At 48.3% G+C, this 13,434-nt stretch carries 11 protein-coding genes, 3 tRNA genes and 1 riboswitch; of the genes, 3 read left to right on the top strand and 11 right to left on the bottom strand.

The genetic code is table 11. The features are described 5' to 3' along the window. Positions 1-286: 286 nt before the first annotated feature. From ACXLDX_RS06255 to ACXLDX_RS06240, 4 genes are all read right to left on the bottom strand, one after another. Positions 287-363: transfer RNA gene (locus tag ACXLDX_RS06255), tRNA-Met, on the bottom strand. Positions 364-531: 168 nt separating this feature from the next. Further along, entirely contained in the window at positions 532-2,193 is a 1,662-nt protein-coding gene (gene groL, locus ACXLDX_RS06250) for a chaperonin GroEL (RefSeq protein ID WP_457576336.1), read from the bottom strand. A 159-nt stretch (positions 2,194-2,352) separates the two neighbouring features. Beyond that, positions 2,353-2,640 (bottom strand): co-chaperone GroES, encoded by a 288-nt coding sequence (gene groES, locus ACXLDX_RS06245; RefSeq protein ID WP_457576335.1) that lies wholly within the window; start codon positions 2,638-2,640, stop codon positions 2,353-2,355. A 232-nt stretch (positions 2,641-2,872) separates the two neighbouring features. Continuing rightward, positions 2,873-3,955 (bottom strand): branched-chain amino acid aminotransferase, encoded by a 1,083-nt coding sequence (locus ACXLDX_RS06240; protein ID WP_457576334.1) that lies wholly within the window; start codon positions 3,953-3,955, stop codon positions 2,873-2,875. A 319-nt stretch (positions 3,956-4,274) separates the two neighbouring features. Here ACXLDX_RS06240 and ACXLDX_RS06235 point away from each other — a divergent pair, with 319 nt between their 5' ends. Next, positions 4,275-5,372: an AI-2E family transporter gene (locus tag ACXLDX_RS06235; protein WP_457576333.1), complete on the top strand. Its 1,098-nt coding sequence runs from the start codon at positions 4,275-4,277 to the stop codon at positions 5,370-5,372. Between the two features lie 72 nt (positions 5,373-5,444). Here the strand turns inward: ACXLDX_RS06235 and ACXLDX_RS06230 are convergent, their stop codons facing one another. Beyond that, positions 5,445-6,704, bottom strand: coding sequence for an amidohydrolase family protein (locus ACXLDX_RS06230; protein WP_457576332.1), 1,260 nt, complete (start codon positions 6,702-6,704; stop codon positions 5,445-5,447). Between the two features lie 191 nt (positions 6,705-6,895). On the opposite strand from ACXLDX_RS06230, the gene metC reads away from it, so the two are divergent. Together metC and mscL are read left to right on the top strand one after the other, a co-directional pair. After that, positions 6,896-8,023, top strand: coding sequence for a cystathionine beta-lyase (metC, locus tag ACXLDX_RS06225; protein WP_457576331.1), 1,128 nt, complete (start codon positions 6,896-6,898; stop codon positions 8,021-8,023). A 142-nt stretch (positions 8,024-8,165) separates the two neighbouring features. After that, positions 8,166-8,561: a large-conductance mechanosensitive channel protein MscL gene (gene mscL, locus ACXLDX_RS06220; RefSeq protein WP_457576330.1), complete on the top strand. Its 396-nt coding sequence runs from the start codon at positions 8,166-8,168 to the stop codon at positions 8,559-8,561. A 42-nt stretch (positions 8,562-8,603) separates the two neighbouring features. Here the strand turns inward: mscL and ACXLDX_RS06215 are convergent, their stop codons facing one another. The 6 genes from ACXLDX_RS06215 to ACXLDX_RS06190 form a co-directional block, all read right to left on the bottom strand. After that, positions 8,604-9,575 (bottom strand): Gfo/Idh/MocA family protein, encoded by a 972-nt coding sequence (locus tag ACXLDX_RS06215; protein WP_457576329.1) that lies wholly within the window; start codon positions 9,573-9,575, stop codon positions 8,604-8,606. Continuing rightward, entirely contained in the window at positions 9,575-10,465 is an 891-nt protein-coding gene (locus tag ACXLDX_RS06210; protein WP_457576328.1) for an NAD(P)-dependent oxidoreductase, read from the bottom strand. Before ACXLDX_RS06210 ends, ACXLDX_RS06215 begins: the two co-directional genes overlap by 1 nt. 204 nt (positions 10,466-10,669) lie before the next feature. Further along, positions 10,670-11,314, bottom strand: coding sequence for a 3,4-dihydroxy-2-butanone-4-phosphate synthase (gene ribB, locus ACXLDX_RS06205; protein WP_457576327.1), 645 nt, complete (start codon positions 11,312-11,314; stop codon positions 10,670-10,672). A gap of 105 nt (positions 11,315-11,419) precedes the next feature. Next, positions 11,420-11,569, bottom strand: a riboswitch (FMN riboswitch). 268 nt (positions 11,570-11,837) lie between these two features. Next, positions 11,838-12,641 carry a PEP-CTERM sorting domain-containing protein gene (locus ACXLDX_RS06200; RefSeq protein WP_457576326.1) on the bottom strand — a complete coding sequence of 268 codons (804 nt, stop codon included), beginning with the start codon at positions 12,639-12,641 and terminating at the stop codon, positions 11,838-11,840. Positions 12,642-12,983: 342 nt separating this feature from the next. Further along, positions 12,984-13,061, bottom strand: a tRNA-Pro gene (locus ACXLDX_RS06195). Between the two features lie 45 nt (positions 13,062-13,106). Then, positions 13,107-13,182 (bottom strand) — tRNA-Asn (locus ACXLDX_RS06190). Positions 13,183-13,434 lie beyond the last annotated feature (252 nt).

Here is a 13,434-nt window from a genome sequence, read left to right as displayed (position 1 = left end):
AACCAGAAGAAACAGGCCCCCACCGTCAAAGAGTTTTTGGGGTTTTTTACCAGGTTTGACGGTTCTGACTTTGGTATCGGTAAGCGGCGCAATCCGTTCAGGCATGGGAATTCCCTCCGTTTTGGGGGCCTCCGTTTTGCCTTGGGGGCCTTTTGCTCTCAAAAAAAGCCCCTAAAACCCGTGGATTTCACTCTATCTCACTGAACTTTGCCGGACAGCAGAAAAAGAAAAAGGCCCGATATTTCGGGCCTTTTCGGACAGTATCGGATGATACTGGAATGTGTAGTGGTGGCGATGCAGGGAATCGAACCCCGGACACTACGGATATGAGCCGTATGCTCTAACCATCTGAGCTACATCGCCTTGCAGTAAGGCGAAAATAATTACACTATTACTCATTGGGTGTCAATGAATTTCCACCTTATGAATTTATTTTTCCATTAAAAAAAAACAAAAAAAGGGGAAGCCTTTCCAAGGCCTCCCCTTCATTTACTGCCTGATACAGGTCGATACCTGTGAAACAGGGAATAATTACATCATTCCACCCATTCCACCCATACCGCCCATTCCACCCATACCACCAGGCATACCACCAGGCATTCCGCCAGCATTATCATCTTCCGGCAGATCGGCAATCACACACTCAGTGGTCAGCAGCATACCGGAAACGGATGCAGCATTCTGCAGTGCGGTGCGGGTTACCTTTGCAGGATCAATAACACCTGCAGCAATGAGATCTTCATACTCTTCGGTTGCAGCATTGAAACCATTAGATCCTTCGAGATTCTTAACAGCATCAACAATTACAGAACCTTCACGACCGGCATTATTGGCAATCTGACGTACCGGCTCTTCAAGGGCGCGGAGAAGAATCTTCTTGCCAAGCTCCTGTTCACCATCAAGCTCAAGTTTCTCAAGAGCACCAAGGCAACGAATATAAGAAACACCACCACCGGGAACAACTCCCTCTTCAACCGCTGCACGGGTTGCATTGAGAGCATCTTCAACACGGGCTTTCTTCTCTTTCATCTCAATCTCGGTTGCAGCACCGACATTAATAACGGCAACACCACCGATCAGTTTGGCAAGACGCTCCTGGAGCTTCTCACGATCATAGTCGGAAGTGGTATCTTCAATCTGATTGCGGATCTGCTTGACACGCGCAGAAAGTTTCTCTTTGTCACCACCACCGTCTACGATTGTTGTATTGTCCTTATCGGTCACGATACGTTTACAGGTCCCGAGATCATTGATGGTCACATTCTCAAGCTTGATACCGAGATCTTCGGAAATGACCTGTCCGCCAGTCAGGATGGCAATATCTTCGAGCATTGCTTTCCTGCGGTCACCAAAACCGGGAGCTTTAACAGCGGCAACATTCAGGGTACCGCGCAGTTTATTGACAACCAGGGTAGCCAGAGCTTCACCGTCAACATCTTCTGCGATGATGAAAAGTCCTTTGCCCATTTTTGCAACAGACTCAAGAACAGGAAGAAGATCTTTCATATTGGACACCTTCTTCTCCACGAGAAGCAGATAAGGATCTTCCATGGCAACTTCCATACGATCAGGATCGGTTACGAAATAGGGTGAGAGGTAACCACGATCAAACTGCATACCTTCAACGACATCAAGGCTTGTATCCATGGACTTGGCTTCCTCAACGGTGATGACGCCTTCTTTTCCAACCTTGTCCATTGCCTCGGCAATGATATTACCGATGGTCTCGTCACTGTTGGCGGAAATTGTTCCAACCTGGGCAATTTCCTTCTGCTCTTTGGTTGGAGTGGCAATCTTTGCCAGTTCTTCCACGATCACATCAACACCTTTATCAATACCGCGCTTGATCTCCATGGGATTACCACCTGCGGCGACAAGCTTGGCGCCTTCAGTATAGATCGCCTGGGCAAGAACAGTTGCCGTGGTGGTACCGTCACCGGCAACATCGGAGGTTTTGGAAGCTACCTCTTTCACCATCTGGGCACCCATGTTCTCAAACTTGTCGGCAAGCTCGATTTCCTTGGCAACAGTTACGCCGTCCTTGGTGATGGTCGGGGCACCAAAAGATTTATCGATCAGTACATTACGTCCCTTGGGACCGAGGGTCACCTTCACCGCGTCGGCGAGGATATTTACACCATTGAGAATAGACTCGCGGGCCTTAACTCCATATTTAATGTCTTTTCCAGCCATTATTACTTTCTCCCTTTGCTCAACATGATCTCATTTAAAAAGATCAAGATGATTTACACTTTATAATGCAGCACCCGACTGATACTTTTTTCCACATCCAGCTCCGACAAAGCATCCGACAGGTACTCTCTTGTTTAAACCTGATCCAGTTCGACTGTTTTATTCGATAACACCGAGGATATCGTCTTCACGCATGATAAGATAGTCTTCGCCGTCGAGTTTCACATCGGTTCCACCATATTTGGAGAACAGAACCTTATCTCCGACCGCTACCTGAAGAGCTATTCTGTCGCCTTTGTCACCCATTTTTCCAGGTCCTACTGCAACAACTTCACCCTCGGCCGGCTTTTCTTTGGCGGAATCCGGGATAATGATACCACCAGCAGTTTTCTCTTCTTCTGCCAACCTTTTTACCAAGAGACGATCGTTCAATGGACGAATCTTCATCACTACCTCCTACATTACAAATAGTTTGTTTCCTAAAGGGTCCATCGATTTTTTGTATATACATGGAATCCCGTGTTAATTTCCACCCGATTTTCGGGCCGATGCCTAAAACTGCGCAAAACTATATGATTGCTTTTTTAAAAATCAAGGGCGAAAACCAAAAAAAAAACAGCCACCTTCCGCAACACGGTTACCATTACACATCTTACCGTTTTTACGCTAAAATATAATTTCATCCACAGCGTACAACCCACCTGAACGGATCATCTTTTTCACCCCGCTGAATTGCCTGCAGATCAGTAAACAGTCTGAGTGACAGTTCACCGCTCTTTCCATCACCGATTACGTAATTTTTCCCCCGGTAAAAAAGTTCCCCGACAGGAGAAATAACCGCCGCGGTCCCGGTACCGAATGCCTCCGTCAATCGTCCTTCTTCAATGGCCTCCAGAACCTCCCCTATGGCCAGCTTTCTTTCAACAACTTTTACTCCCCAGGACTCCGCAAGTTTTATCACCGAATCCCTGGTGAGGCCAGGAAGAATGGAGCCTTCCAGGGGTGGTGTAACCAGTTCATCATCAATTTTAAAAAAGATATTGCTGGTTCCCACCTCCTCCACAAATTTATGTTCACAACCATCCAGCCACAGAACCTGGGTGCAACCTGCCTTTTCGGCAAGACTTGCGGTGAACAGGGAAGCTGCGTAATTACCGGCGGTCTTGACATTACCTACCCCCCCTTTGACGGCACGCACATGTTCGTCACTGACATAGATTTTCGTCGGATTGCACCCTTCCTTATAATAGGCTCCAACGGGAGACATGATAATATAAAACCAGTATTCCCCGGCGGGCCTCAACCCCAGGGCCGCCTCGGCGCCTATCATTGTCGGACGGATATAAAGTGTAGAACCGTCACTTTTCGGGATCCATTCCCTGTCCAGATAGAGCAGAGCCTTCAACGATTTCACAACCTTCTCAACCGGAATCCGCGGCATACACATCCGCAGCGCGGAATTGTTCATTCTCTCGAAATTTTCCGCAGGCCTGAACAGATAAATCTGATCATCCTCTCCACGGTATGCCTTCATTCCCTCGAAAATTGCCTGCCCGTAATGGAGCACCATGGCCGCAGGAGAAAGACTGAAATCATCAAAGGGGCAGATTTTCGCGTCATGCCAGCCACGTTCCCTGTCCCATTTCATCAGAAACATATGATCCGTGAAATGAACGCCAAAGCCAAGATTATCTTCGTCCGGTTTTTCTTTTCGCCGATCACCTGCCACTTTTTCCAATGCAACCTCAAGATCTTCCCACATTATACAAATCTCCTTGCAACTGCTTATTTTTCTTTTCTTAATCCACAAGAGGATATATACTTTTCCTGTAACTGCTCACCGTGTTTATAACTCTTTGTGTAATTGATCGCAGGGGGAGCAACTCTGTGATTTTATTATATCCGGGCTGAAATCACCTTGTTTGCGGACAAACACTTGTCAGCTGAAGTGAGCAGGATACTTCAGCCTTCCAGAGAATTGCAACCTTAAAACGACTCAACGTAACTGGTCACAGGGTTAGCAAGTCGATGATTTTATTACTTCTGAACGATTCGGGCCGAACCTGAAACCAACAAAGATAATGAAGAAATCCAGCACTCAACTTCCCGCACAGGACACTCCACCAAGTGCCATGGGGATAAAATATTTTCTTCTGGTCTTTCTGATTTCCATCTTCTATTTTGGCAGAATCCTGTGGCCTTTCTGGTCCATACTGGTCCTCTCCTTCCTGCTGACCAACCTGTTCAGGCCGATATATGGTTACCTGGAAAAGAAAATGCCGGAATCCGCGGCCTCGGTACTCACCTGCCTTCTCATCATCGCTATTGTTTTCATCCCACTGGTTCTCTTTATCCTTGCGCTGACCGATGAAGCCCTCAACCTGTATAACTGGGGAAGAGACAGCCGGGTGGGACTGAAGCTCCAGCAGTTTATCCAGGAAAGCCCGCTGATCCTGCAGCTGCAGGATCAGCTCAGGGAAGTGGGATTTGAATTCAACCCATCACAGGTTTCAGACTCATTTTCCTATCTGGCGAAAAAAGGCGGCCTTATGCTTTATAACCAGGCAAGTGCATGGGCCGCCAATATCCTGCAGTTTCTTTTTCTTTTTTTTATCATGATTCTGGTTATCTTCTTTCTCCTGATAGACCAGCCGAAACTGGTGGACTACATGATCAGGCTCTCGCCACTGCCTGAAGACGAAAACCGAATCCTCATCGAGAAATTTCAGGAAATCGCCAATGCCATCCTCAAGGGAAACGGTGTGTGCGGCCTTATCCAGGGCATTCTTGGCGGCACCGTATTCTCCATCCTGGGATTGAATTCCCCCCTGCTGTGGGGGGCAATCATGGCTATCCTCGCCTTCCTCCCCATTTTCGGTATCGGCCTGGTAATGATTCCAACTTCCATTATCCTGGTCATCAACCACCGCACTGGAGAAGGTGTTTTCCTCTTCGTTTTCTACATCATTCTCTCGTTTTCCATCGAATACCTCGTCAAACCCAAAATGGTGGGGACCCAGGTAAAAATGCATACTCTGCTCGTCTTTCTCTCCATTATCGGCGGCCTTAAGGTTTATGGAGTTCTGGGTATCATCTACGGCCCGTTGATCATCACCGCATTCCTCACCCTGTCCGATATCTATCTCCGGCGCTACGAGGGACATGTACAGAAACTGTAAAATTCAGAAAGCAGTTGTGCGACCGAGACAGCGGCAGGCAAACGATGATTACGTGCCTGCCTGGTGCAGGATTCAGGTTGAAACTGTTTTCACAGGATTTTTCCTATACATCGGGCTGGGTCGTCCGGCAATATAAATATCTTCCAGATAGGCCAGCTTTCGGGGCAGCTGCCCCGGGGTTCCCCTGGACACCAGAAAAGTTGCCGGCTTTCCTTTTTTTAAAATACCGAACTCTTCAATACCGAGAAGACGGGCTCCATTGCAGGTTGCACACTGTACAATTTCAGGCAGGGTAAAGCCCGCTTTTTTCAGTAACTTCATTTCCTCGACCACGGATTCTCCGTGGAGAACTCCAGGACTGCCCGAATCCGTACCCAGGGCAATGGTTACACCCGCCTGCCTGGCCGCTTCCATCTGGCCGAGCTGGTGTTCCAGATTTTTTCTGACCACTTTCAGGTCAACAGCCCCCAACGCGGCCACACCGTTTTCCCCGTAGGCCTTCATTGTATAGACAGTGGGAACCCATACCACATTTTTTTCCGCCATGAGCTCAATATTTTCCCTGCCCATGAAAAAACCATGCTCAATGGAGTGGCAGCCTGCCTGCAGCGCCCCCTTCACAGGAAGAACACCATTGGCATGGACCATCACCTTTTTTCCCTGTAAACCAGCAACCTCAACCAGATTGGTTATTTCCCCGACCGTAAACTGGCAGGCCGTTTCATGGCCATATTTTTTCAGACTGTTTAATCCTGAATTAACAAGCTTCACCCAGTCAGCCCCATCCGGCTCCCGCACAAAACCCTCAGCCAGGCTTTCATCTTCCGCCGGACTTCTGCCGATTAAACCGCCGTAACGATTCTTCTGTTTCCAGGCCCGCCCGGTTGTCTTTATCCTGACCGGAAAAACCTCTTCCATCTTCTCTCTGTAACCCAGGGCGCATCCGCCACGGTCCCCGCCATCTCGAACAGCGAGAACACCATGACTGAACAGATCACCCAGATGACGGGCAATAACAGGTTCCAGCTCACCGCAATCCGCAGTAAGCTGACGTTCCCTTATCCCTGGGTCAAGAGAACCCGACATAAAAAGGTGCAGGTGGCTGTCCACCAGGGGCGGAAGTATTGTGCAGTGGGAAAGATCTGTCACCCTGTGGGGGGCGATATTTTTTAATTTTTTTATATTACTTCCATTCTCAATATCCGTTATGAAACCATCCTCAATCCCCAACAGAACATGACCCTGAACAGGACCACCGCTGCCGTCAATCATCCAGCCAGCAAAAATGAATTGTTTTTCTTCCATATTTCTCACGGTTCCAGTAAATAACATTCAAACACCTGATTGCCCAGATTCCATCCGGGAAATCGTAACTGATCACAGGTGCCGCAGATTTTTGCAGGCTCTTTTGTTCGCTATAGCCTACTATACGGACAAAAGAGACCGTGAAAAGCTGCTGTACCTGTGAGCAATTACGGAAAATTTTATCCTCGGAATATCAACTATAAGAACTAAGAAAAGATATGAAAGATGAAATCATAAAACTCCCGGCTACCATAAATCCACCGATTTATCATGCCTCTACCGTTTTATTCAAAAATTACGAGGAAATGCGCCAGGCCGGAACAGGACAATTCGATGGTCCTACCTACGGTACAGACAGAATGCCGGTCCAGCGCGCCTTTGAAAAGGCTCTGTGCGACCTTGAAAAAGGATCAGTCACCAGGCTTTTTCCCTCCGGACTCTCGGCCATCCAGAATATGTTCTGGTGTTTTGCAAAGAGCGGTGACCACATCCTTGTTGTGGATAATGCCTATGGCCCCGGTGTCAGTTTCTGCAGAAAAATTCTGGCGCGATTCAATATAGAAACCACATTTATTCCGCCCTCCGCCGGAAAAAACATAGTGGATTTCATCAGGCCCGAAACCGTACTGATCCTCCTTGAATCTCCCGGTTCAAATACATTTGAAATTCAGGATATTCCCGCCATCACGACCATCGCAAGAGAAAAAAAAATCATCACCGCCCTGGACAACACCTGGGCCACACCCCTTTATCTGAATCCCTTTGATCTCGGCATTGATATCTCCATCCAGTCGGTAACAAAATATATCTCCGGCTATTCTGATGTCCTGATGGGCGCCCTCACAGTCACTGATACCCACGCTGATATCCTGGAAAATTTTTATTCACGGATGGAAATTTACGCCCCGGAAAATGACTGTTATATGGCCCTTCGTGGCCTGCGGAGTCTGGCAACCAGACTGCGGCAGCATGAACAGTCAGCCATACAGGTGGCAAAATACCTTGAACAGCATGGGAAAATCGACTGCCTCTTTCATCCTGCACTGCCGAGTCACCCGGAACATCATCTCTGGAAACGTGATTTCAGCGGCTCCTCCGGCCTGTTCGGCTTTACCTTGAAACAGGAATATAATGACAGGGAACTTGCCGAATTCATCGACAGCCTGGAACTGTTCGGTCTTGGTTACAGCTGGGGTGGTTTCAAAAGCCTGCTGACCGCAGCCCGCCAGAGAAGAAGGATGCCCTCACGTTACTCGGGAAAACGAATCATCCGGCTGCATATCGGCCTTGAACCCCCGGAAGATCTCATTCTTGACCTGGAAAGAGGGCTGGCAAAACTGCGGTGAATTCCACCGGATGAATATTTACCATAAGCTTACTGGCTTAACAGCATAAACCATATTATTGTTTATCCTGACACAAGAGCAAAGGCCGTTTATGACCTTGTCTCTCAGTGAAACTCACAAAAACAGTCGGGGGGATAACATAATGGGTATGCTGCAGGAGTTTAAGGAATTTGCCGTCAAGGGAAATGTCGTTGACATGGCGGTGGGTATCATCATCGGTGGTGCTTTCGGCAAAATAGTCTCCTCTTTTGTAAAAGATGTGATCATGCCGCCCATCGGCATGATTCTCGGCGGTGTCGATTTTTCAAACCTTGCCATCACCCTGAAAGAGGCTGCCGGAGAAACACCGGCCGTTCTTCTCTCCTACGGGAAATTCATCCAGAGTATTGTTGATTTTACTATTATCGCCTTCGCCATTTTTATTGCTGTAAAGGCGATCAATAACATGAAAAAAGAGGAAGAAGCCAAACCGGCGGCTCCACCAAAGCAGGAAGTGCTTCTGGAAGAGATAAGAGACCTGCTCAAGGAGCAGAAATAAGCCGACCTGAATCCCGTGCCGGATATTACAGCTCAACCAGGATCAGATCTCCACCCATGTGCCCGCCCTGGCTGACTGCAGACAACTGTCGCAGACTTTTACCGCATACAGTCCGTCCTCCCCCGGCACGGGGTTTTTTCTCCTGCCCCGAAGAAATTCACACCATTGCTCCAGCAGGGGAACAATCGTGCCAACCGGGGCAAAGGCAACCGGGTCGTTTCTGCCGCTTCCTCCGACACTCTCCACTATGCCATGCACCTGGTCCCCGTAAAGATGACCGTCCTCACAGACAAACTCATATCTGCCGGAACGGGCTTTCCCCACTCTTGAGACATCCACCGTACCAACCACGTTATCATCCATCTCCATCAGAATCGTCACCAGATCCTCAAGTTGTTCGTTATGGTACTGGTAGCTTGCGGCCATAACTCTTCTGATCTTTCTGCCGGTTATATAATGCAGGGCATCAAAAATATGCACTGCAGTGTGAATCGTTATTCCTGCACCGGCAATCTCCGGGACCGAATGCCAGCCCAGGGATGAAGGTTCAAGACGCTGATTGGCATAGATGGAAAACAGCTGCCCGTGCTGCGGCAGTTCTTTTTTCAAGGCCTGCACCACCGGATTATAGCGCAGAGTCTGACCCACCGTGAGGGGAGTCTGTGCTTCTGCCATCAACTCTACAATGCGTGCACCATCAGCTCCGCTTGTTCCAAGCGGTTTTTCAATGAGCAGCGGCTTTTTGTTTCCTCCACATTCTTCGGCAATCTCTCCATTCAGATAAGGCGGTACAACGGAAATAACAACATCCACGCAGGCCGCCCTGACAAGATCCTTCCAGCGCGGGAACCACTTAACGTTCCAACGCTCCCCCTGTCGTCTCCCCTCTTCTGAACGCCTGCTGACTGCCGTCAGTTCAAGTCCGTCAATATCATTGAGAATATGGTTGACATACCTGCTGCCATGCTTGCCGGTACCGATAACACCAACTCTTATCACACCATTTTTTCCCATCAACCGCCATCCTCCATCCTGTACATTTTATAGAGGGCCTGGGTACCATCTTCATCACATCCCATTGCCGCCAGCTTTTCATACAGCTCTCTGGCCCTGGCAAGTCCGGGTGTGTCCAGCCCCATGGCTGCAGCGGATTCCAGGGCGATAGTCATGTCTTTAATAAAATGTTTCACATAAAAACCCGGTGAAAAATCACCATTGATTATCCGCGGCCCAAGATTGGACAGGGACCAGCTCCCGGCGGCACCACTTTCAATACTTTCCATGACAGTACGCTGATCAAGGCCCGAACGCTCAGCATAGGCAAGCGCTTCACAGACTCCGAGCATTCCCGAGGCAATGGCTATCTGATTACACATCTTGGTGTGCTGGCCGGAACCGGCTTCTCCCTGGTGGACAATGTTTTCTCCCATCAATTGAAAAAGGGGCAGAATATGCTCAAACGCCTTTCTGTCGCCACCGACCATAATGGAGAGTGTGCCGTTTCTTGCGCCGATATCCCCGCCTGAAACGGGCGCATCCAGGGAAAAGATATTTTTCTTTTCTGCCGCTCCTGCGATTTTTTCAGCCAGTTGCGGTTGTGATGTCGTCATATCAATGACATAACTTCCAGAAGCAGCATTGTTGAGAATACCATCATCGGCCAGATAAATCTCCTCCACATCTTCAGGAAAACCGACCATGGAAAAAATCACGGGACATCCGGCTGCCAGGACTGCCACGCTTTCTTCCCATACTGCCCCTTCTTCGAGCAGCTCTTCTGCCTTTGCCTTTGTTCTGGAGTAAACATGTACTTTCAAGCCACCATTCAACAGGTTGCGGACCATGCTTTTCCCCATAACTCCAATACCGATAAAACCGATTTCTGTTCCCTTTTCCAAAGCCATATGCGCTCCTTTTGCAAATTATCCTGAATCCGTGACGGCCTGATGATATTTTGATTGCTAACGCCTTGAAATACAATCATAAAATTTACAATCACATCTCTTCCTTCGACTCACCCTCTCACGGATTCAGGATTCAGGTATGAATAGTTTTCCTGACTTTTACTGAAATATACACTCTTTTCACCACTAAAGAGGGGCTATTTTTTATTTTTTCTGCTGTAACCGGTACCTGACTATATCCTCAATAGTCAGGACAACCATTTTATGGTTTTCTGCGAATGTCATGATTTCAGGAAGCCTGGCCATGGTTCCATCTCTATTGGTCAACTCGCAGAGTATTCCTGATGGATCAAGCCCGGCCAGCCTCATCAGATCAACCGTTCCTTCAGTATGTCCTCTCCTGGCGCACACACCGCCGGGTTGTGCCCGCAGAGGAAATACATGTCCTGGATGACAGAGATCGTCAGGTTTTGCATCTCTACCTACTGCGGTTTTTATCGTAGTGACCCGGTCTGCCGCGGAAACTCCGGTAGTCACACCGTTCCGGGCCTCAATCGAGATTGTATACGCCGTCTTATTACGACTTGTGTTATGCTCAACCATTGGATACAGACAAAGCGCATCAGCACGATCATCCGTCAGACAAAGACAGACAATTCCACTACATTCCCGTATCATCAGCGCCATTTGCACTTCTGTCAGATGGTCTGTTGAATAGATAAGATCTCCTTCGTTTTCCCGATCTTCATCATCAACCAGCAACACACCATCGCCTGCGCGTAATGCAGCCAATGCCGATTCAACACGACTATGCCAACTTCCAAACTGTTCTTCCAGAGACTGATTCATGGTAATTTCTCCTTTCATATACCAGAACCAGGGCAAAAAGGAGCAAAGAACGACCAGACGAACGTCAGGCCGCGGCAACAGGGCGAATCTTTTAATCACCCATTGCACTATCCTCTCCCATCCGGACTGTAACCGTCGGCTCTGGATTCTCACCAGATCTGCTGGACCCTGTCCTTTGAAGAACAGGCGCTCGCGGGCTTTTTCCTATCAGAAATTACCGCCGGTGGGGAATTCCACCCCGCCCTGAGAATAGAATGTACATGTACCCGTCAACGTGAACAAAAACGGCCAATGTACCCAATTATCCGCATGCAGCCGATTCTCCGATGCATGTGGAAATATAATCTACAGGAGACATTGAAAAAGTCAAGAGACCTTGCCCTGTCCTTCAGCCTGGATAAAAAAAACGGGAACATTGCTGTCCCCGTTTTCAAAAGGCAACTTTTCAACGCTGCCTTCTCTTTATTTTGGAAAAAATGACCAGAATCCCTGAACGTCCCTGATGCCGGATTCAGGATTTACCTTATTGCTTGTTTTTTCTCACCCTCAATCCAGTCAAACCTACGAGACCTGCACCAAACAGGATCATCGCAGCCGGTTCCGGTACGGGATCAGTCGGCACTTCATTTATTCCAACCCTGATCCGATAAGACCCGTCATTATCATCAAAGGCACCAGGCCTGCCATTGAACCCAAAAGCATCGGTTATTCCAAGAAACAGCCTGGTTGCGCCGACAGGCGCGTAAAACTCCTGAAAGTCATTGCTGGATGTCACTCCATTGCCGATAAAGAAAACCTGACCGAGACCGGGTGAAAGGGTAAGAAAATCTACCCCGAGACCAGAGTTTGAAAAATCAAGTGTGGCTGGAGCTGCACCATTTGGAATATCATCATTTAAAAACAGTCCGACCAGTGCACCCTGTGTCCCAATATAACCGCTGATCCCACCGAAAGAACTGATATGGCTGACTCCCGGCGAACCGTTTCCATCAGGCCCGTAAACTGTGCCGCCAAAACCATTATAAAAACTGATCCCCCCGATTGTCGGATCCAGAACCCGCACTGTATCTCCTGCGCTGACCGCAAAACCCTGCGGCATCGTTTCCTGTATTTCTTCCGGAGTCGGATAACCATGCCGGCGCAATCCACCGGGCCATGGATCACTTGCCGGCGGGATAGTCAAATCAGTCCTGCCAGCAAGCCAGATGGCGTCACTCCCCTGAATGGTTGTATCGATGATAAGTGCATCAGCCGTTACAGAAAGACACAGGCCTGCCGCCCCCAGTATTGCCAATTGCAACCATCTGCGACCTGTTTGTTTTTTCATTTCACCCCTCCCCTTGATCTGATTAGCAAGAAAATAAATCCTTTTCTGATTACCCATGGAACTCAGCCGGATTGAGGATGTGCCTGTTTTATCAGGCTGAGTTTTATGCGTAGCCAGAAATCTTTTTACAGACACCAGTCTCGATCTCGCGATATTGAAACCGCCATATTGTATTCCAAACTATTCGTATGTTTACAGATTCTTGTGGAAGGAAATATGACCGGCATCGTCTCCATCACAACATGACCTTATAATGTTAGTGCCGATACCTGGAAGAAAGGTTCATTGTTCAGGAATAAAAAAAGCCAACCACTGAATCAGTGATTGGCTTTTTTTATTCGATGGTCGGGGCGGTAGGATTCGAACCTACGACCTCCTGCTCCCAAGGCAGGCGCGCTAACCAGGCTGCGCTACGCCCCGACTACAGTCAAAAAAGGCTCGAAATAAATTCGAGCCTGAAAGTTCTGGCTCCTCGGGACGGACTCGAACCGCCGACAAGGTGGTTAACAGCCACCCGCTCTACCAACTGAGCTACCGAGGATCACACAGTATTTTACAGCAGCGTTTCCCGACAGATTCGTTAATTTCCATCGTACAGACAGCAGAAAAACACTCCTGTATTGCTGTTGCTCAAATACCGAATTGTGGGAGCGAATATATATACTTTGATTTTGAGTGTCAACCTTTTTTAAGCAATATTGAATAAAATAGCTCTGAACATAATCTGCAAGACACCACTTTCCAAATTACGACTGAATCCTGCACTTGAGAAAATGAAAAATGGCAACCGCAT

The organism is Desulfomarina sp. (genome assembly GCF_054039375.1).
The sequence above is the reverse complement of the archived record's forward strand: the minus strand, read 5'-3'. Positions and strand labels throughout refer to the sequence as shown.